This window comes from Nicoliella sp. ESL1113 (assembly GCF_058509245.1).
Window position 1 is genome coordinate 108542 of sequence record NZ_CP196387.1, and the last position, 19920, is coordinate 128461.

At 38.0% G+C, this 19920-nt stretch carries 18 protein-coding genes; 11 read left to right on the top strand and 7 right to left on the bottom strand.

The features are described 5' to 3' along the window. Nucleotides 1–35: 35 nt before the first annotated feature. On the top strand, nt 36–956 hold the full coding sequence (locus ACSYTJ_RS00525; protein ID WP_491716933.1) for a lactate/malate family dehydrogenase: 921 nt from the start codon (nt 36–38) through the stop codon (nt 954–956). Nucleotides 957–1034: 78 nt separating this feature from the next. Here ACSYTJ_RS00525 and pnuC read toward each other — a convergent pair whose 3' ends face one another. The 3 genes from pnuC to ACSYTJ_RS00540 all read right to left on the bottom strand — a co-directional run bounded on the left by pnuC (nt 1035) and on the right by ACSYTJ_RS00540 (nt 5230). Next, nucleotides 1035–1799 carry a nicotinamide riboside transporter PnuC gene (gene pnuC, locus ACSYTJ_RS00530; RefSeq protein WP_491719872.1) on the bottom strand — a complete coding sequence of 255 codons (765 nt, stop codon included), beginning with the start codon at nt 1797–1799 and terminating at the stop codon, nt 1035–1037. 144 nt (nt 1800–1943) lie between these two features. After that, on the bottom strand, nt 1944–3584 hold the full coding sequence (locus ACSYTJ_RS00535) for a peptide ABC transporter substrate-binding protein (protein WP_491716935.1): 1641 nt from the start codon (nt 3582–3584) through the stop codon (nt 1944–1946). Between the two features lie 305 nt (nt 3585–3889). Next, complete coding sequence (locus ACSYTJ_RS00540; RefSeq protein ID WP_491719873.1) at nt 3890–5230, bottom strand: dihydrolipoyl dehydrogenase family protein; 1341 nt, start codon at nt 5228–5230, stop codon at nt 3890–3892. 286 nt (nt 5231–5516) lie between these two features. Here ACSYTJ_RS00540 and ACSYTJ_RS00545 point away from each other — a divergent pair, with 286 nt between their 5' ends. The 6 genes from ACSYTJ_RS00545 (at nt 5517) to ACSYTJ_RS00570 (ending at nt 11284) form a co-directional block, all read left to right on the top strand. After that, nucleotides 5517–6029: a hypothetical protein gene (locus ACSYTJ_RS00545; RefSeq protein ID WP_491716937.1), complete on the top strand. Its 513-nt coding sequence runs from the start codon at nt 5517–5519 to the stop codon at nt 6027–6029. A gap of 18 nt (nt 6030–6047) precedes the next feature. After that, on the top strand, nt 6048–8543 hold the full coding sequence (locus tag ACSYTJ_RS00550) for an AAA family ATPase (protein WP_491719874.1): 2496 nt from the start codon (nt 6048–6050) through the stop codon (nt 8541–8543). Nucleotides 8544–8600: 57 nt separating this feature from the next. After that, entirely contained in the window at nt 8601–9419 is an 819-nt protein-coding gene (locus tag ACSYTJ_RS00555) for a zinc ribbon domain-containing protein (RefSeq protein WP_491719875.1), read from the top strand. A 165-nt stretch (nt 9420–9584) separates the two neighbouring features. Further along, nucleotides 9585–10109: a GNAT family N-acetyltransferase gene (locus ACSYTJ_RS00560; RefSeq protein ID WP_491719876.1), complete on the top strand. Its 525-nt coding sequence runs from the start codon at nt 9585–9587 to the stop codon at nt 10107–10109. Nucleotides 10110–10184: 75 nt separating this feature from the next. Then, a complete protein-coding gene (locus ACSYTJ_RS00565) occupies nt 10185–10928 on the top strand; it encodes an SDR family oxidoreductase (RefSeq protein ID WP_491716941.1) in 744 nt (247 codons plus the stop codon). Beyond that, complete coding sequence (locus ACSYTJ_RS00570; RefSeq protein ID WP_491719877.1) at nt 10928–11284, top strand: MerR family transcriptional regulator; 357 nt, start codon at nt 10928–10930, stop codon at nt 11282–11284. The genes ACSYTJ_RS00565 and ACSYTJ_RS00570 overlap by 1 nt, the downstream gene beginning before the upstream one ends. Nucleotides 11285–11317: 33 nt before the next feature. Here the strand turns inward: ACSYTJ_RS00570 and ACSYTJ_RS00575 are convergent, their stop codons facing one another. The 3 genes from ACSYTJ_RS00575 to ACSYTJ_RS00585 form a co-directional block, all read right to left on the bottom strand. Continuing rightward, a complete protein-coding gene (locus ACSYTJ_RS00575; protein ID WP_491716943.1) occupies nt 11318–11905 on the bottom strand; it encodes a TetR/AcrR family transcriptional regulator in 588 nt (195 codons plus the stop codon). Then, nucleotides 11895–12470, bottom strand: a complete 576-nt coding sequence (locus ACSYTJ_RS00580; protein WP_491719878.1) for a TetR/AcrR family transcriptional regulator — start codon at nt 12468–12470, stop codon at nt 11895–11897. The genes ACSYTJ_RS00575 and ACSYTJ_RS00580 overlap by 11 nt, the downstream gene beginning before the upstream one ends. Nucleotides 12471–12633: 163 nt before the next feature. Further along, nucleotides 12634–13983, bottom strand: a complete 1350-nt coding sequence (locus tag ACSYTJ_RS00585; protein WP_491716945.1) for a glutamate--cysteine ligase — start codon at nt 13981–13983, stop codon at nt 12634–12636. Nucleotides 13984–14493: 510 nt separating this feature from the next. On the opposite strand from ACSYTJ_RS00585, the gene ACSYTJ_RS00590 reads away from it, so the two are divergent. Beyond that, on the top strand, nt 14494–15681 hold the full coding sequence (locus ACSYTJ_RS00590; protein WP_491719879.1) for a metal-dependent hydrolase family protein: 1188 nt from the start codon (nt 14494–14496) through the stop codon (nt 15679–15681). 87 nt (nt 15682–15768) lie between these two features. On the opposite strand, the gene ACSYTJ_RS00595 is transcribed toward ACSYTJ_RS00590, so the two are convergent. Continuing rightward, the gene (locus tag ACSYTJ_RS00595) at nt 15769–16665 is read right to left on the bottom strand and encodes an ROK family protein (protein ID WP_491716947.1); all 897 of its coding nucleotides are present in this window, start codon (nt 16663–16665) and stop codon (nt 15769–15771) included. A 232-nt stretch (nt 16666–16897) separates the two neighbouring features. On the opposite strand from ACSYTJ_RS00595, the gene ACSYTJ_RS00600 reads away from it, so the two are divergent. From ACSYTJ_RS00600 to ACSYTJ_RS00610, 3 genes are all read left to right on the top strand, one after another. Beyond that, on the top strand, nt 16898–17791 hold the full coding sequence (locus tag ACSYTJ_RS00600) for an ROK family protein (protein WP_491716948.1): 894 nt from the start codon (nt 16898–16900) through the stop codon (nt 17789–17791). Between the two features lie 24 nt (nt 17792–17815). Beyond that, complete coding sequence (locus tag ACSYTJ_RS00605; protein ID WP_491716949.1) at nt 17816–19219, top strand: glucose-6-phosphate isomerase; 1404 nt, start codon at nt 17816–17818, stop codon at nt 19217–19219. A 249-nt stretch (nt 19220–19468) separates the two neighbouring features. After that, nucleotides 19469–19918 carry a GNAT family N-acetyltransferase gene (locus ACSYTJ_RS00610; protein ID WP_491716950.1) on the top strand — a complete coding sequence of 150 codons (450 nt, stop codon included), beginning with the start codon at nt 19469–19471 and terminating at the stop codon, nt 19916–19918. Nucleotides 19919–19920: the final 2 nt, after the last annotated feature.

A 19920-nucleotide genomic window follows, 5' to 3' on the forward strand; every position in this document is an offset into this window, starting at 1 on the left:
AATTAACCCAATTAGATGATAAAGGGGCTGAATTTATGGCTAGAAAAATTGGAATTATTGGATTGGGACACGTTGGTTCAACGGTAGCCCATCAAATTATCGTTGCTGGATTAGTTGATGACTTAGTATTGATTGATCCAAACGAAGAAAAGTTACAAGCGGATAGTTTGGACTACTTACAAGCAATGCCAAATCTAGCAACCAAAACGAATATTATAACGAATGATTACGATGCGTTACAAGATGCAGATATTGTGATTTCAGCACTAGGTAACATTGGCATTGAAGAAGATGGCAATCGCTTTGGTGAAATGGTGTTCAATATCCAACAGGCTAAGCAGGTTAGTGCAAAGCTCAAGGCAATTAATTATCAAGGTGTTTTAATTGTCATTACCAATCCATGTGATGTAATCACCCAAGTTTATCAACAGTTTACTGGTTTTGATAAAAAGCGGGTGTTTGGAAGTGGAACGATGCTCGACTCAGCACGGATGAAGACGATTGTCGGCAAACAGTTTAACGTGGACCCCCGTTCAGTTAATGGCTTTAACTTGGGTGAACATGGTAATTCACAGTTTACAGCATGGTCAACAGTTTCAGTTCGTGGTCATTCTATGGCTGAGTTGAATCAAGATGGCCACTTGGATCTAGATGCATTATCACAACAATCAATTAGCGATGGTGATAAGGTCTTTTTCGGTAAAAAGTATACTAATTATGCCATTGCAGCAGCTGTTACTAGGTTAGCAACGATTGTGTTAAATGATGGGAAGACCGAAGTGGTGGTCTCCAATTACCGTCCTGATTTCAATAACTACATGTCATATCCAGTCATTGTTGGACGGCATGGCATCATTGAAGATGTGCCAATTAATTTAACTGATGACGAAAAAGAGAAGTTAGCTAAGTCCGCTCAATTTATTACCGATAATTTTAATCAATATAAGGATGAATAATAACAAAGCCACCAGGGGAAATCCCCATGGTGGCTATTTTAGTTTGATTTAATTGATTAATTTGCTGGTCAAAATGGTTTATTCGTTATGCCGCCAAAGCCAATACCCATAGATTGAGTTGATTAACTTCATAATTTGCAACGCTAGCATGGTTGTGGATGCTGGACTAAGCGCTTGAAATTGGTTGAACCAAATGACAAGACTAATAACGTTTAAAATGATCCAGGCAACCCACTGCGAGCTATATCCGTAGGTCATTAATATCTGGCCTACGATACCAAGCGGGAGTAGGGCGGCATCGAGGTAGATCTGTGTGCCGTTTAACGCCTTGCTGAAATGTAACACGACCAAGTAACTAATGATACATACAATTGTCCAACAAAGGCCCTGTAAGAATGTCATCTTCCGAGCATTCAATTCGCGGTGGTCATCTTGGCGATTGATTTCTGCATTCCAAACCGATAGGCCCACGAATTGCATGACCCAGTAAAATAACTGGGAAGCGATATCACCAATGAGGCGATTCTCGGCTGCGATAATTAACCACACACTGACGCTGATCAAGCCCCAAAAGTAGTTGGTGATTCGTCCTTGGTCAACCAAGATGAGGTTGAAGACGGTTGAAATCGTGGTAGCTAACCCAATCCAACCGAGCCAGGAAAAATCCTTAGCAAATATGAATACGATAATGTTTGTAATGGTCATTAACACCATTAAGATCATTGTAAATGGTTTTAATGAAATTAACTCATTTACGATTCGCTTCGGATTAAAGATAACTCTTAAATCATTAGGGATGCGGATTAGGCCGTTCCAAAATGATGTGATACTAATTGTTTTCATTTAAAAATCTCCTTGTTGTTTTTAGCCAGCCGTGTTCGGAAGCAACGCTGGTTGTGTAATTTAAAATTACAGCAAATTAATCATTTTTAATTATACATGATTATGGTAATAAAAAAAGTCGCTCAATGAGCGGCTTTTTTAAAACTAATCTACGTATGCATGGGCAAAATCCCAAATTGGACCGTTAGGGAAGTACTTAATCCCCTTGATATTGGACTTAATTACTTCAGGCATACTCTTTTGGTAAAGTGGAATTACCCCTTGATCTTTCATTAAGATCTTTTCAGCAGATACTAAATCATCCCACCGTTTTGCTGGATCATTGGCATCTTGATCCTTTGAACGTGCAACTAGTTCGTCGTATTGTTTGTTCGACCACTTAGAAGTGTTGATCGCGTTACCGGTCACCTTAGTTTGAAGTGGTGAAACGGGGTCTGTGATGGATGGGTTCCAACCAGAAACACTGATTTGGTAATCAGACTTAAGTGTCTTACCTGTAACTGTGGTGTGTGGTAATAATTCGTTCGTAACCTTTAAGCCAGGTAGTTTCTGGAATTGGCTTTGAACAAATTCATTTACCTGTTTACTTGAATCATCATCACTATTTAGGATTGATACATTAAGGCTCTTGATACCAACTTCGCTTAGGCCTTGCTTCCATAGTTGTTTAGCCTTTGTTAGGTTGTAGCTAGAAGAATCTGGGACGTAAGCGGCATCAGCGAAGTCCTGCCCATTTCTAGATGCGAGCTTCTCTTGAACGAATCCCTTAGCAGCAAGCGATCCATCACCTAAGATATCATTTACTAATTGGTTTCGGTTGATCGAAAGTGAAAGGGCCCGTCTAATTTTCCAATTCTTGAATGCGGGAACTGTCGTTTGGTTAACAGAAAGGTAAACCATTGAAAGGGTGTTTCGGTTAACTAATTGCTTGCTATTTTTAAAGTTTTTAACTTGTTCTTTTCCAGAAAGTTGTAATTCATCCAATTTACCAGTTTGGTATTGGTTTAAACCAGTTTGTGGATCTTTAATAACGTGGTAGTTAATATTATTTAGCTTAGTGGCGCTAGCATTCCAGTAGTAAGGATTTTTCTTAAGCGACCATTTATCATTGCTACCAGTCCATTTGGTAACCGTGAATGGTCCATTGGAAACGATCTTTTGGCTGGTGGTTCCGTAACTGGATCCATATTGCTTAACCACGGCTTCGCTTTGGGCGTAGAAGATTGGCAGCGTAACTAACGTCTTGAAGTAAGTTTGTGGTTTTACCAAATTAAAGACGAGCTTGTATTTACCCTCTGCCTTAACCCCTAGGGTCGTTGGCTTTGCCTTGCCACTTTGAATTGCATCGTATCCAGTAATGTTACCAAGGTAATAGGCCATTTGAGAAGCGGTCTTAGGATTGGCACTTCTTTGGATTCCATATACGAAATCTTGGGCAGTCAACGGTTTACCATTACTCCATTTAGAGTGACGTAGGTTGAAAGTATATGTTTTACCATCCTTAGATACTGAATAACTTTTGGCGATCCCAGGCGAAACCTTATTTTCACCTGCAAGGACCAATAATCCCTGGTTGCTATTATAAAGGGTCTGATCACTAATTTGATCAACGGCTTTGGATGGATCTAGAGTGGCAATTGATGCAGGACTCATCCATTCCAAAGTCTTCTTGGAACTAGCATTAGAATCCGAAGAATTCTTGGTGTTGCTACACCCAGCTAACACCAATACTGCTAGTGCAGCTGTTAATCCAAATTGACTTAATTTTTTAAAACGGGTTGCCATAAAACTTCACTCCAATATATATAAATTAATTTTAACAAACAAAAAAGCCCCGTTAGGTGTCGACTAGCGACATCTAACGAGGCTTTTCTAAATTTTTCATGCTATTAATTAAGTGTGTTCAATTAATCTACTTATCTAGCACAAAAAGATTCTAGAAACATTGCAATCGTCAATGTCGACTAAAATTGAACACATACAAAATTCAGTTTTTGGGTCTACAAATAACATAGCAATATTTCCTCCGTTCGTTTTAAATTAATATTAATATATCATTAAGAAAATATTAAAGCAAGTGTAAATTTTAATTAGATTAAATTTTTCCAACCTTCATGCATGATCGAAGGGAATAGTGGCGCCAGTTGTTCCCTTTGTTCACGGTTGAGCTTCAGTGCGATTGCTGGTAAAACTCCATTAATGAAATCTTCGGCCTCTTCACTTACTTCAGTAGCACCAACTAGATGGTCATCATGATCAAAAATTAATGCTTGATCAGCAATCTGATCTTGAGTAATTTGTCGAAACCATGCTCCCGTAACGTCGCTTTCAACTAATTTGTATTGTTCGGGATGGGCCTTTGCTTCCTCAACTGATACCCCAGCTTCAGCGATGCGAGGTGATGTAAATGTCACGGTCGGAACCACGTAGGGCTGCATGTCCTTGTCAGTATCGCCCATAATAAAGTGGGCGATGTAATTAGAATGATGAGTTGCGGTCGGGGTCAACTTAGGTTGGTCGGTATCAGCAACATCACCTGCGGCAAAGATATTCGCAATGTTGGTCTGCATCTTACCATTAACCTGAATCCCACGGTCACTATAATTAATTCCTAGTTCATCTAGTCCATAACCAGTGAGGTTGGGATTCCGTCCAGTAGCATCTAAAATCCAATCAGTAGCTAATTTTTGGCCATCTTGATATTCAACAACGAGCTGGTCATTATCCTGAGTAATACCAGTTACGTTTGCGTTGGGGATAAATTTAACGCCACGCTTAGTGAGGTCATCGACTACCTTTTGAACGTATGGTTCATGAAATTTACGTAACGCGCGGTTACCGTGCATCATGATGGTGACTTCGCTACCGAATGCATTGGCAATCGTTGCAAATTCCATGCTGATGTAGCCAGAGCCGATGATCGTCATTCGTTTGGGGAGCGGTTCAAGGTCTAAGAAATCCTTACTATCATGAGTCAATTCAATTCCTGGTACGTTTAATTTATTTGGGTGCAGCCCAGTTGAAATTACGAATTGATCCGAAGTGAATTTGTGCCCATCAATGTCGACAGTATGGGCATCCAATAACTTAGCCCAGCCCCGAATGACATCGATGCCCGCATTGACGAATCGTTTTTCCATATTCTTATCTAGCGGTCTAATCACTTGATGCTTATGTGCCATGTTAGCATCCCAGCTCATTTTTAAATCGCCCCGTGCGATCTTAGCTAATCGTTCCTGGGTTCTAGCTAGTTCAACGGCACCATCTAAAACGACCTTAGCGTTACAAGCCCAGTTCGCACAGGTGCCACCGACGCGTTCAGCTTCGATTTTAGCAACTTTGTAGCCATTTCGAACTAGTAGTGACGCCCCGTCCGAAGCATGCCCTGCGCCAATGAACATTACATCGTAATCGTATTGTGGATTCTTCATGCTGCTTCCTCCTTAATATATCTACCTACAAAAAAGGAGCGTTATAATAGCGCTTCTTTTTGGTTATTCGCTGAATCATTTCAACTGAATAATATTGGGGGTTAATAAATATCAATTAACATCTTTCATGATATCACAAAATAGATTGTGTACAAGGTATTTGTTTGCTTTCGTCCCATTAACCTACGATACCATTCCACTAAACATTTAGATAATTAACTTTGCACACTTACTAGTCTTATAATAAAATTATATTAAGTTAAATTATATATGGGAGTGGTTGTTTATGGGTGATAAGCCAAGATTTGGCACTTATTCTGATAATGATGATGATCAAAATAAATCGCGATTACATAGAAAAGTTAATAATAGTTCTAGGCTTAACAATCGGAACAAAAATGGTCATATAGCAGTCCTTGAATGGATAATCAATGTTTTTAAAATGCAACCACTAAGCTTTTGGTTGGTTCAATATGGTTTCGGAATCATTGGTTTTATTATTTATGGCTGGTTTTTTATTAATTCAGGAATATATAATTTATTGAATTTGGTATTATATCCATTTACAGTTACGATTTTAAGAGAAATTGGCAGCAAAGTTGGTGATAGTAGCACTTTTAGCCAAATGTTTTTTGCATCATCGCTCTCGTTATCAGTTAATGGTCTGGGCTCCCGTGCCGTTATTATCTGGATTTTGATAAAACTATTTATCTTTATGTTGAGATATGCCTTTAGTTTTTTGACGGGGCTATTTGGATTAATTTATATCGTTGTGCAAGCAAGGAGATTTTATAAGTAATTGGGGGGAGTGATATTAATGAAACATGTAATTTTAGTGGGTGATGGTTTTGGGAAGTGCCATAACCTTAAGGATGCAATTAATCAAGCTAAAAGTGGTGACCGCATTATTTTAGATCCAGGTGAATACAAGATTGATAACTTGGAGATTCCGCATAAAGGTTATGTTGAACTTTGTGGTAATGGTAATTCTCCAGATGATGTTATTTTGCATACGCACTTGATTATCAATGGTGGTGGTACAGCAAAGCTGGAAAAAATAAGCTTAATTAACGAAGGCGCACAATATAATCTATGTAATATTAAAAATGATAGTAAGCTAATCGCAGATAATGTTGCTTTTGAAAGCAATGCTGATAGTAACTATCCGCTGCTTTGGCTTGAGAACAGCAACTGCATTCTGACTTCCTGTAATGTAAAACATAAAAATAATGGTAATGGAATTTGTGCCATCAATGATAGTTATGCGTTAATCTCTAATTGTGATATTACTAAACCACACGTTGCTAGTTCTAAATTGGAAATGCAATCTAGTAAAGTTCATGGAAGAATTAATGTTAAAGATAATGGATTATTAGAATCGGACCACTTGTATTTAGGCGACGGTCCTAAGGAAAGTGAAGGTTCTGAAAATAATGATATAATTTTAATCAAGAATCACTCAGTTGTTAATATTAAGACATTGGAGCTATTTGATGATTTTTCAGAAGGATTGATTTTTGACAGTGATTTAAATATTAATGTTACTAAGCCTGAGAATTCCTTTGGCACTATTAGTAATAATAACTGTAATGTTAATGTTCCAGGATCAATTAATTTAAAATTAAATCAACCGACCCCCCTAAATGATGAAAAAATTAACGTTCCTGAGGATAATCTAGACGAACTAGATGCCACTGATGAACCAGCAATTGATCAATTACATCAAATGATTGGATTGCCAAATCTGAAAAAGCAAGTTGATGCATTTATAAAAGTTACCAAGTTCAATCAAAAAAGAGCAGCTCAAGGGGCTAAAACGACTAATCAATCTTTACATTCAGTATTCCTTGGTAACCCTGGAACTGGTAAGACCACCGTTGCTAGGTTAGTGGCAAAGGTAATGTTTGAAGAGGGAGTATTGCCAAAAGCAAACTACGTTGAAGTAGGTCGTCAGGATTTAGTGGGCCAAACGGTAGGTTCAACTGCTCCTAAGACCCAAGCAGTATTAGAAAAAGCCAACGGGGGCGTATTATTTGTTGATGAAGCCTATACCCTTTTTAAAAGTGGGGGGAGTGATTTTGGGCAAGAAGCGGTTGATACGATCCTTAAGTATATGGAAGACCATCGTGATACGATTATGATTATTTTTGCCGGGTACATGAAAGAAATGAATGATTTCTTGAACATGAACCCTGGCTTATCTTCTCGGATACCAAATAAATTTTATTTTGATGATTATAAGCCAGATGAAATTGCCAAAATTGGAATCTTATATCTTCATGATCATGAATTTAATGTTGATGAAGAATACTATGCCAATGCAATTAAGGAAGCATTCAAATCTAATAATGATAATAGTAATGGAAGATGGGTTCGTAATTTTAATGAAAAATTGATTTCAACCTTTATTTCTAATCAAACCAATGATGAATCTGAAGATGTTCCGACAATTAAAAATTCCGATATTGATGAATTAACAGGTGGTAATAAACAACAGAAGGGGCAAGAAGTAGATGCCTTGTTGGATGAATTGAACTCAATGATCGGATTACAAAAGGTTAAGGATTTTGTGAACAATTTAGTCAATCAAGTTAAATTGGAGCAAAAACTAAAGGGTAAAATCCCCGAAGATAATGCTACTTATCACATGATTTTTTCTGGGGCACCTGGAACTGGAAAGACCACCGTTGCTAGAATAATTGCTAAGTTATTCTACAATTTAGGGATTTTACCTAAGGATACCGTGACCGAAGTATCACGTCCTGATTTGGTTGGAGGATATCTTGGACAAACCGAGTTAAAGACTAAAAAGGTAATTAGAGATGCAATGGGTGGAGTTTTGTTCGTTGATGAAGCTTATCAATTAACGAATAGTGGTTACTCTAGTGACTACGGGAAGGAAGCCATAGAAACGTTTATTACTGAATTAGAAAATAATCGTGATAAATTCATTGCAATTTTTGCCGGCTATACTGACGATATGAACAAATTTCTCGATGCTAATGAGGGACTCCGTTCTAGAATTCCATTAACGTTGGAATTTGATGACTACACACCTGAAGAAGTGGCGCAGATCGTTAAAGCCATTATTGATAAAGACTGGCAAGTAAACGATAAATTATTAACATCGATCGTTGCTAATAAGTATGAACAGCTGCCCCAAAACGAACGTTCAAACGGTCGTTGGGCCCGTAACTTTGCGCAAAAATTGGTCAAAGAGCAAAAGGTTTGGTTGGGTGAGCACCTAGATGAAGTTGGGGATGACTATCTCCATATTCAAGATAGCCTGTTAATTGAAAGTATTAGGTGGTAATATTCATTGTCTCATGTTATATGGAAATAAATTGAAACTGATCTGGAGGGAATTATAATGAAAAAATGTCCTAGATGTGGCGATTTAGTAAGTGAAGATACGCGCTTTTGTCCCAATTGTGGTTATCAATTTAACGAATCAGCAACAAGCAGTGCGGAACATCATATTTATGATTCTGCTGAGCAAAATGATAACCTTGCCGAAGGGGCTAGAAACGTGAACGTTTCCAATGGCGAAGAACAAAAGCAACCAAAAAGCAAAGCGAACAAATTGGTGATTACATTAATCACAGTGATCGTCATCTTGGTCTTGATTGGAATTGGTGCTGCTTACATCTTCATATTTAGTCCAGGTAACAATAATTCAGCAACACAAAATAGTGCTAGTTCCAGTAGTTCATCCAGTAGCGCTTCTGCTAGCAGTAGCTCCTCAGTTAGTACCAGTTCTGCTGATAATAGCCAATCGAACAGTACCTCTAACGTTACGATCTCTGCTGATGATGCCAATGATGTTTTAGGGAACTTATTTAGTTCAGTTAGTGAAGATGTTTCTGACAGTGGGAATGCAAGTGATATTGCCGATAGCTTTGTTGATGGAACTGCCAATAGTAGCTACCAAGATATGAATGGTTGGGTCAAATTACAAAGTGGAAACTCTAACGTAGCCTCCGTTAATATTGAAGTGCAGAATTTAACTACTCGTGGCAACGTGGCAAGTTTCCAGGCTAAGTATGATTTTGAACAAACTGGTGGTCAGCCAGACCATATTCAAATCTATGATTTTACTGCCAAGATGATTGATAATGGTGGTGAATTAAAGATTCAAACCTTAGCGGGAGCCTCTAAACCAACATCCGATTATGATGAAAACAACTAATGAAAAAAGCTGCTTACGGTTAAATACCGATGCAGCTTTTTTTATTTGCGGTAATTTTGAACGGATTTGGCATCTCATGTGCTGAAGCATTTAACATCTTAAATTATAATCGTTATTTTTAAATAAAAATTTGATATAATTATAAGGATAGTGAAAAACAAGGAGATGTTTAATATCGAGGCTTCAATCGAACAATGTACCGTAAATGATGTTCGCCAACTACAATCAATTAGTCGCAATACCTTTGCTGACACTTTTGGCGCAGATAATACCCCGAAGGACATGGCTAGATATTTAGAAGCAGCATATAATATCGACAAGTTAACGAAAGAAATTCAAAATCCTGATTCATTCTTTTACTTTATTAGGGTGGATCAAGAAGTTGCCGGATACCTGAAATTAAATATGGGCCCTGCCCAAACCGAAGCAATGGGGCCTGATACCTTAGAAATCGAACGAATCTACGTTGAATCCGCATATAAGCACCAAGGACTGGGGAGCCAATTGTTTGCTAAGGCGCTCTCGGAAGCAAAACAACACCATAAGACTGAAATTTGGTTGGGCGTTTGGGAACATAATGAAAATGCGAAGGGTTTTTATGCGCACAAGGGCTTTGTGCCATTTGGTGACCATGTCTTTATGGTCGGATCTGATAAGCAACGTGATATTTTAATGAAAAAGACACTTTAAACGAAGCCTTTTTATTTGCTCTATAGTTAACTATAAGGTTTATGATATTGATAAATATAAAGGAGGTTATTTAATATGACTTTAAAAGATAAGGTAATTGTAATCACGGGAGCTAGTTCTGGAATGGGTGCTGCAACGACCAAGTTAGCCGTTGATCAGGGAGCTAAGCTAGTAATTGGTGCACGAAACGCTGACAAGTTAAACGCTTTAAAGCAAAGTACTAGTCATCCAGAAAATGTGATCGCTAAGGTAACCGATGTTTATCAATTAGACCAAGTTGAGGCATTAGTTAAAACTGCTGTTGATGAATTTGGTAAATTAGATATTATTTACAACAATGCTGGGATTATGCCCCAAGATACAATTGCCGATAGTGACCCTAAGAGCTGGCAACAAATGGTTGATACCAATATCATTGGGGTCTTGAATGGAATCAAGGCCAGTCTTCCCCAAATGCATAAGCAGGGACATGGGTTAATTATGGCCACTGATTCAGTTGCTGGACATGTGTTATACCCAGGTTCTGCAACTTATAATGGGACTAAGTTCGCTGTTCGTGCAATTATGGAAGGCCTGCGCCAAGAAGAACATGGCAATGGTATCAAGACGGGGATCATCTCACCAGGGGCCGTGAACACGAATCTGTTCGATAGTGTGGGGAACGAAAAAATCGCAGCGAACTTAAGAAAAATGGTTGCGAATAAGAACATGGCATTAAGTCCTGAAGACGTTGCAAATGCAGCAATTTTCATGATGAGTCAACCAGACACGGTAGATGTCAATGAAATCCTTGTTAGACCAACTGGACAAAGCGTTTAATGCGAATCAATCAGGTTGCCAAGCAATTTAACGTGTCACCACAAACCCTTCGATATTGGGAACGCATCGGGTTATTAACCGATGTCAATAAGGATCAGAGTGGTTATCGTGATTACAATAAGGTTAACTTAGAACAATTAAATTTTGTAATTTGCATGCGTGGCACGGGGATGCCAATTGTAATGCTTCAAGAATATTTAAGGTTGTTTCAGCAGGGACAATCAACAATTGATGATCGAAAAGCCATTTTAACCGCACAATTGAAAAATATTGATCACCAGATGGTATCTTTGCGTAAGGCTAAGCAACTCCTAAAATATAAAATTGAACATTACGATGAACTATTTAAAAAATAAAAAGATAACGATTAATTTAATCGTTATCTTTTCTTATTTATAGGGTTCATTTCTTAAATAGTTGTAGTGGGTATGCTTGTTTAGCAAATCGTAAAATTGAATTCCACAGATTTCTTTGAACAGTAACTGGAAATTTTGATAGTACATTGGAATTTCACTGTCTAACCAAACGGTAAGGATATCAATAATGTTGCTAACAACCAATTTTAACTGATAATGATTAACGTTTGGCATTAGTGTTGTCACTAAATAAATTGCCCGTTCTCTAACGAATGATAGCCAAATTTCTTTCGCATCGCAGGTCTGGAGAATCTTTAAGCGATCACGTTCCTCATAAATAATTGGAATTACTATTTCCACAAAAATGTCTAAGAGATTGCGCGGGGTGATTTTCTGAATCCCCATTGAATTAATTTTATGATAGTAATTTTTAACAATAAGGTTTAAAAAATCTTTTTCAAACCTTTTGAGAATGTCAATTTTATTATTAAAATGTTTATAAAACGTACTTCGCGAAACATTAGCAGTATAAATAATTTCACTATCTGTAATTTCAGTCAATGACTTTTGATTGATTAAAATTAAGAAAGCATCAATGATTTTGCCCTCGTTACCTTGCATTTAAAAATTCAGCTCCTTCCACAATTCCATTAATTGAAGAGTTAATTAATTTATTTAACTTTAAATTGATCGTGTCATAATCTGAGGCGGATTTTTCTTGAATCCAGATTTCAATTGCAGAAGTGGTAAACATTGTAACTAGTTGCATAATTAAATTACTTACTTGGTGTTTGATCATGGTCGTAAGCAACGCGTCGTACAACTCCTTTTGTAGCGGATTCTTCCAGAGGTAATTTAATTTAGATCGATCGAGGTCATAAAGTAATTCCAGATTTTCATTGAAGACGGGTAATAAAATTTCAAGCAACAGTTTAGTATATTGATTAACATTCTCAATTTTATCAAAAACACTATCCTCAATTTTCTGGTTGATAGGGATGATCATTTTAGTTTCAATTGTTTTACTGATTGCATTGATTATATCTTCACGATAGGTAAAGTAATTATAGAAGGTTCTTTTTGAAATTTTAGCTTTTTTAATAATATCATCGTTGCTAATTTCAAAAATGGACTTTTCTTGAATTAAATCAAAAAAAGATTTGATAATTTTAGTTTTGGTTTCCAATTTAACAAACGCTCCCTAAATAATATTGTCAATATTATAATCTCAATTAGATAGTGGTCAACTAAAATTATAAAATAAAAAAATTACAAAAAAAAAGAAGCGATTCAATTACTAACAACAAATTTAACATTTGACTGTGCTAGTGATTGAGCGCTTCTTTTTATTATACTTCCCAGCTGCCACCAAAAAGATATTCTTTTAAGTCCTCTGCAGATGGATTATCTTCAAACCCACGGAATGGCTTTAGTGCTTGGAGGGCACCATCTTGGTATTCACGGCCGAGCTTAACAGCATATTCAACTAATGAATTATCCTTGATCTTTTCTTGAAGTTGACCACTAGGGGTAAGGCGTGGATATTTAACCCGTAGTTCCATATCTTGAATAATTTCTTGATATTCAGGGCCAGCTTGAATTGAATTAACAAAAAATTTTAATTGCCGAATCAATGATGCAGCATGTAATTTATACGTACATTCATCTGGCTTTTCCAGTGCCACATTATCATTCATTTCATTAGCTCGGTCAAGCGTTTTAACAACTTCGCTCGGCTTTAGTGATGGACTCATGATAAAGTAAGTGGCCATTAATCTTAGGAATCGGATGGTACCCGTTCTGATACCGACTGAGCTACTTGGATCCAAATCTAACATTCTGAGTTCAATATATTGAATCCCAGACTTTTTCATCTTATCCAAATCATTATCACCACGGAGTCTTACGGGTCCTTGACCTTCTGCGGTGGTTAATAAAGTCTTATTTTTAACGGCTTCATTCATTGAATCAACATAGGTATCTAAGTTAGTGTAGTCAGCAAAGAACTTAGCCCCAAATCCGAAGCTGGTGCTTTGCCGTAAACTACGGACGGGATGTTTAGGACGATTATCACTGTCAAAGTAGTTTTCTTCAGCGATTGGACTAGCACCGAATAGATATGTAATTAACCACCGATATCTAATGAATCCTTGCGCCATCGTCATGTACAAGTAGTTCTTAACTTCTTGTTCAGACTTAAACCGATTTGGAAAGTTCTTATAAATAATGCTAATAATGTGTGGACGAATACTTAAATTAATGTGGGTACCACAAGGAGCACCTTCAGAAATACTGTGTTTTTTTAACCATGTTTCGAAGTATTTTTGTTTCTTAGGAGTGGTGTGAGCAATGAGAGTCTTATCCTTAACCTTAGGCATGATTGGTGGCATCGATAATGGCCATAAAATTTCACCAGGAGAAAGGGCAGTCCGTAATGAAGTATTGATCCCGTATAAGTAGTGAACCGCATCAATGGCATTTTTAGCAGGAGGGGTAACGACCTCAGACATTGCCTCTAGAAAATCGTTAGTTATCCATGGGTTGGTGGTTTCATCACCAATGGTGTTTGGATATGGTTCTGTACTTAGGTGGCCAGTTTCATCGGCACGATCCATTTCAACTTCCAGACCCATTTTAAAGTCTGATGTTTTTGAAACGGCTTCGTTTTCAAATATAACTTGTCCAATTTTACTAAACATAATAATTCCTCCCTTGACTGACTATAGTTATGGATAATGATATTACTAAAATAATTATAAGTAAAATTAATTTTTATGATTGTTAGATTAAATTAAGTAATTTGATTAAAAGAACACTGATATATCAATTTTATTATGAACTATAATTTAATCATTAGTTTTTTTAATGTATCTTTACTGTAAATTAGATTGACTTATTAATGATTGGTAGATAGAATATTAGACATTATTAAGATAATAAAGATGTAAATTAATTATATGGATTCAGTTATTAGTTCTATTCAGCGAGCACTGTTGGATGGAAGGGTGTTAGAGCTAATGACTTAAAGATTGATTATTATTGTTTATTTTACGAGATGAACTGGTGGTGCCCATTATCGCACGACAGAATTTACTGTTTCTGTATGAGATGGCATCTGTGAAGATGACTTAAAATTGGGTGGTAACGCGTTCGAACGTCCCTTAGCTAAATGCTAAGGGACGTTTTTGATTCGAAGGGAGTTTGGATAAATGAGTAAGATAGGATTTAAGAATGCAAACATTTTTGATGGGGTGAATAATAAGATTCAAAGGGCAGCTTGGATGGTCGTTGATGATCAAAGTGGGCGAATCGAACAAATTGGTTCGGGGACGATGCCAACGACTGATCAAGTAATTGATGTGGGCGCCAAGTACATAATGCCTGGAATGATCAATGCCCATACTCATATTACGGATGACCCATCAGAGAGTGACGGTGGGGTGAAAAACATTACTGAGACGATCGTTGATGCAATTCATTTCATGCATCAGTTTTTAAAGTCTGGTTGTACTTATATTCGGCAGTGTGGGAGTACTTATGGAGTCGATATTCAAATTAACGACCTAATTAAAAAGGGAAAAATCAAACACGTTCCCAATATGATGGCTTCTGGTCGAGCATTTACCATGACTGGTGGGCATGGTGATTATCCGCATGGTGGCTACATTGTTGATTCTGAAGATGAAATGCGCAAAAAGGTGCGGGAAAATTTCAAATTAGGTGCTGATAGCATTAAGGTTATGGCTAGTGGCGGTGTAATGTCACCGTGGGATGCGATGGATGAAGCTCAATTGACCGTTGATGAAATTAAAGTGGCCGTTTATGAGGCTCATAACAAACATGCGATTATTGCTGCACATGCAGAGGGAACTTCATCGATTCAAAATGTAATTGATGCGGGTGTTGATTCGATTGAGCATGGCTTTTATGTAACTGAAAAGCAAGTTGAAGAAATCAAGCAACGAGGCATCTACATCGTCCCAACGATTACTGCTGCTTGGTCAGTTGTTACGTATGGTGCAGATGAATTACCGAAGTGGGAACATAAGAAGATGAATGATGCAATTGAAGATGTTTATTCTAATATTCGGATGGCATATGAACATGGTGCCAAGATTGCATTGGGAACTGATGCTGGGACGCCATATAATGATTTTACAATTACGACACCAAAGGAATTAGAGTTATTAGTTGAAAAGGAAGGCTTCACGAACTTTGATGCCTTGTATACTTCCTATCGTGCCGCTGAATTGATGCAAATCGATAAGGACTATGGGTCGATTGAAATCGGTAAGGTTGCTGATTTTCTAATTATTGATAACGATCCGCTTACTGATATAAAGGCGGTTCAACAAGTTGATAAGGCCGTCTATAAAAATGGAATTAGGGAATTTTAGGGTTAAAAGGTTTAAAATTATAACTTTGCCAATGCAGAAAAAAGGCATCCATTTCTGGATGCCTTTTAATTTTGCAATGTGAATAATCTATTCGCTATATGAGTCTGATTCTGAATAATAAGCACGTTTGGCTAATGAAAGATTTCCAATAATCGATAACTTCCGATTCGAATTGGAAGGAGCGACGATGTAATCATCGATCGAACCAACGTCAACGTAGTTATTTAACACCTTAGCGAATTGTTTTTTGATTTTTTCGAGTTCAACTTCGTTAACGATGTCGCCGCCGATAATAATTTTTTGTGGACGGACCATTAACGTTGCTTGGACCGCCGATTGTGCAATGTAATAAGCACAAATATCCCAAATGGGGTTGAACATCGAAATTTCCCGATAACTTTTTCCAAAGCGGGCTTCAAATGCTGGCTCAGATACTAAGCCCTCTAAGCAATCGCCCTGGTAGGGACATGTTCCTGGAAAGGTTTGATCATCTGGATGGCGTTCTGGATAAATATGGCCAATTTCAGGACTACCTTGATAGCCAATTAATTCGCCATCGTTCACGATTCCAGCACCGACCCCCTTACTAATGGTAATATATACTAGTGATAAGACGGGGTCGTTTTTTAAGATTGAAATAATGTATTCACCATAGGCAGTACTATTTACATCGGTGGTGAATGACATTGGTAACTTGAGATACTGTTTGAGGGTTCCTAATAGGTTCACATTGGACCAGTTCTTGCGCGATGAGTCCATAATGTAGCCATACTTGGAAGAATAATTTCTTAATTCGAGGGGGCCAAATGATGAAACCCCGATTGCTTTAATTTGATCGAAGCCCTGAAAATAGTTCACGACTTTTCTCAACGTCTCTTTGGGATCTAATAGTGGAAAATCAACTTTGTCTTTGATGTCGACATGTCCATCACCAACGGCACAGGTTACTTCATTATCGCGAAATTCAATACTGCCTAATAGCATGAGACGATTCCTCTTTTCACAGGTTAATTTAAAACATTTGATAGTTTAAAAATAGCACATTAAGAAAGCGCTTTCAATTATTTTGCCCTAAAAAAAGAAAAAATAAAAAAAGAAGGTGCTTTTTATTGAAAACGCTTTCAAGTAATGCTATCTTTTACTTGTAGAAAAGAAAAATTCTATTGATTGAAATAAAAATAAGTAAAATAATTTGAACCAATTAGAGGTGGTTACAATGTTATTTGGAAGTATTGAAGCCGGTGGAACTAAGTTCGTTTGTGCAGTCGGCAATGAAGATTTTGAAATTAAAGATAGCATCCATATTCCTACAACGACCCCATCAGAAACGATCGGTCAATGTGTTGAATATTTTAAAAAATTTCCAGAAATTAAGGCGATTGGGATTGCATCATTTGGCCCAATCGAAGTGCGGGTAGATAACCCAAAGTATGGCTATATTACTGATACGCCTAAAAAGCACTGGTCAAACACCAACTTTTTAGGAACCATGAAGAAGTACTTTGACGTCCCAATGTATTGGACGACTGATGTTAACGGTTCTGCATATGGTGAATACATCACCTCGATTAAAAATCATAATCCAGTGCATTCATTAGTTTACTACACCATTGGGACTGGAGTTGGGGCTGGGATCGTTAATAACGGTCACTTCTTAGGCTACATTGGCCACCCTGAAGCTGGGCACGTTAAAATGAAGCGTGCAGAAGGTGACAAGGACTTCAAGGGAATTTGTCCTTACCATGGTGATTGTTTGGAAGGGCTTGCCGCAGGGCCTACTTTCGAAGCACGGACTGGTAAGAAGGGTCAATTCGTACCATTGACTGATCCTGCATGGGATTACGTTGCTTACTACGTTGCTCAAGCTGCAGTTCAAGCAACGCTGTTCATCCGTCCTGAACGCATCATCTTTGGTGGGGGAGTCGTAAGTGAAGAGTTCTTGGATATGGTACGGGTTCACTTCAAGAACATCTTTAACGACTATGTTGCTGTGGGTGACTTGAATGAATACATTCAAATGCCTAAGGTAGCCCATAATGGTTCGGCCACCGTTGGGAACTTTTCGTTAGCACTCAAGCAATACTACAAGGAAAATATCGTTAAAATTTAATATAATCTGTATGAGGTGATTGTAATGACAAATGTATCATTTGATGAATCAGCATTAACAAACTTTGTAGCACCAAACGAACTTAAAGAAATTAAGCCAATGTTAGACACTGCTCGTGATGAATTAGTCAACGGGACGGGAGTGGAAAGCCAAATGCGTGAATGGCTCACCCTTCCAAAGGACTATGATAAGGAAGAATTTGCGCGGATTCAAAAGGCTGCTAAACAAATTCAATCCGACTCAAAGGTCCTCGTCGTAATTGGAATTGGTGGTTCATACCTTGGTGCAAAGATGGCATTAGATTTTCTTCACGATAATTTCTATGAAGCAACTCCTGATGACCAACGTGAATTTCCACAAGTGATTTTTGCAGGGAACTCAATTAGTGGCTCATACGTTAACGACCTTGTGAAGTTGATCGGCGACCGTGATTTTTCAGTGAACGTCATTTCAAAGTCTGGGACCACCACTGAACCTGCAATCGCATTTCGGGTGTTTAGAAAGTTATTAGTTGAAAAGTATGGTGAAGCTGCTGCTAAGCAACGGATCTACGTTACCACTGATGCTAAGAACGGTGCGTTGAGACAAGAAGTTAAGGCTAACGGTTACGAATCATTCATTATTCCAGATGGAATTGGTGGTCGTTACTCAGTCCTTTGTCCAGTTGGTTTATTACCAATCGCAGCTTCTGGTGTGGATATTAAAGAATTAATGCAAGGGGCTGCTGATGCACAAGACTACTACAATGCTAAGCCACTTGCTGAAAACGGGGCACTCCAATACGCTGCATACCGTAACATTCTTTATCGGAAGGGTTACACTAACGAAATCTTGGAAAACTATGAACCAAACCTACGTTACCTTTCAGAATGGTGGAAGCAACTTGCTGGTGAAACAGAAGGAAAGGACAATAAGGGGATCTACCCAAGTTCTGCTAACTTCTCTACTGACCTGCATTCATTAGGTCAATACATTCAACAAGGGGTTAGAAACCTAATGGAAACCGTTGTGATGGTCGACCAACCAGCTTCTGACGTTGACGTGCCAAAGACTGGTGATAACGGTGATGGAATCGAATACCTTGAAGGAAGAACGATGAACTACGTTAACAAGAAGGCCTTTGAAAGTGTGATTCTAGCCCACACTAACGGTGGCGTACCTAACATGGTCGTATCCGTTAAGGACCAAAGTGCTTATAGCTTAGGTGAATTGATCTACTTCTTTGAATTCGCGATTGCTGTTTCAGCTTACTTGAACGGCATTAACCCATTCAATCAACCAGGAGTGGAAGACTACAAGCAAAACATGTTTGCATTGCTTGGCAAGCCTGGTTATGAAGATTTGAAGCACCAAATTGAAATTAATGCGGCTGCTAAGAACCAAAAGCAAGCCATTAATAGTCAAGAATCAAAAGACGCTGCTAAGTAGTGTGATTAGAATTAAAAAAGCCCAGCTAATGTTAGCTGGGCTTTTTGTATGCAATGGTAGTTGAACAGCGCTATAATATTAATAATTATTTTAAAGGGAGGGTAGGTCAATGCATTCAAATCTTTTGAAGTTATTGCTACTTGCTAAAAAAATGAAAATTATTGTGATTGTAATTGACCGCCTTCGAGCGGTGTTAAAACCGATTTCTGTTGAATTTGGAATCGAATAAGATAGAAAGAGGTTTTAACGATGAAATGGATTTGTAAACGTTTTGATGAATTAACGAACCACCAGATTTGGGAAATGTACCACATTCGTGCTGAAACGTTCTGTGTGGAACAAAACCGCACGACCGTTGATGCAGATGAACAAGACCTGACTGCCTACCACGTGATGGGATTTGATGATCAAGGCAAGTTGGTTGCGTATGCCCGATTTTATGAAGTCGATGGTGTACTAGACTTTGGAAGGGTATTGACTGTGCCCAGCGTTCGTGGAACGGGAATGGGCAAGCAACTCATGGATTACTTGCTAACTCAAATTGAGCGGGTGTACCCTGGTCATCGTAAAATTGTGATTACCGCCCAGGCGGACAAACAGGGCTTCTATGAAAAATTTGGATTTAAGACCCAGGGGGATGTCTTTATTCATGCCCAAACACCCCATATTACAATGGTTAAAGAAGCACGGGAGGAATAATG

Coding starts and splice junctions, on each gene's coding strand:
- ACSYTJ_RS00540 (WP_491719873.1), bottom strand. CDS start 5,230: ATGAAGAATCCACAATACGATTACGATGTAATGTTCATTGGCGCAGGG.
- ACSYTJ_RS00600 (WP_491716948.1), top strand. CDS start 16,898: ATGTTATTTGGAAGTATTGAAGCCGGTGGAACTAAGTTCGTTTGTGCA.
- ACSYTJ_RS00605 (WP_491716949.1), top strand. CDS start 17,816: ATGACAAATGTATCATTTGATGAATCAGCATTAACAAACTTTGTAGCA.
- ACSYTJ_RS00545 (WP_491716937.1), top strand. CDS start 5,517: ATGGGTGATAAGCCAAGATTTGGCACTTATTCTGATAATGATGATGAT.
- ACSYTJ_RS00555 (WP_491719875.1), top strand. CDS start 8,601: ATGAAAAAATGTCCTAGATGTGGCGATTTAGTAAGTGAAGATACGCGC.
- ACSYTJ_RS00610 (WP_491716950.1), top strand. CDS start 19,469: ATGAAATGGATTTGTAAACGTTTTGATGAATTAACGAACCACCAGATT.
- ACSYTJ_RS00570 (WP_491719877.1), top strand. CDS start 10,928: ATGCGAATCAATCAGGTTGCCAAGCAATTTAACGTGTCACCACAAACC.
- ACSYTJ_RS00595 (WP_491716947.1), bottom strand. CDS start 16,665: ATGCTATTAGGCAGTATTGAATTTCGCGATAATGAAGTAACCTGTGCC.
- ACSYTJ_RS00565 (WP_491716941.1), top strand. CDS start 10,185: ATGACTTTAAAAGATAAGGTAATTGTAATCACGGGAGCTAGTTCTGGA.
- ACSYTJ_RS00535 (WP_491716935.1), bottom strand. CDS start 3,584: ATGGCAACCCGTTTTAAAAAATTAAGTCAATTTGGATTAACAGCTGCA.
- ACSYTJ_RS00585 (WP_491716945.1), bottom strand. CDS start 13,983: ATGTTTAGTAAAATTGGACAAGTTATATTTGAAAACGAAGCCGTTTCA.
- ACSYTJ_RS00575 (WP_491716943.1), bottom strand. CDS start 11,905: ATGCAAGGTAACGAGGGCAAAATCATTGATGCTTTCTTAATTTTAATC.
- pnuC (WP_491719872.1), bottom strand. CDS start 1,799: ATGAAAACAATTAGTATCACATCATTTTGGAACGGCCTAATCCGCATC.
- ACSYTJ_RS00590 (WP_491719879.1), top strand. CDS start 14,494: ATGAGTAAGATAGGATTTAAGAATGCAAACATTTTTGATGGGGTGAAT.
- ACSYTJ_RS00525 (WP_491716933.1), top strand. CDS start 36: ATGGCTAGAAAAATTGGAATTATTGGATTGGGACACGTTGGTTCAACG.
- ACSYTJ_RS00560 (WP_491719876.1), top strand. CDS start 9,585: ATGTTTAATATCGAGGCTTCAATCGAACAATGTACCGTAAATGATGTT.
- ACSYTJ_RS00550 (WP_491719874.1), top strand. CDS start 6,048: ATGAAACATGTAATTTTAGTGGGTGATGGTTTTGGGAAGTGCCATAAC.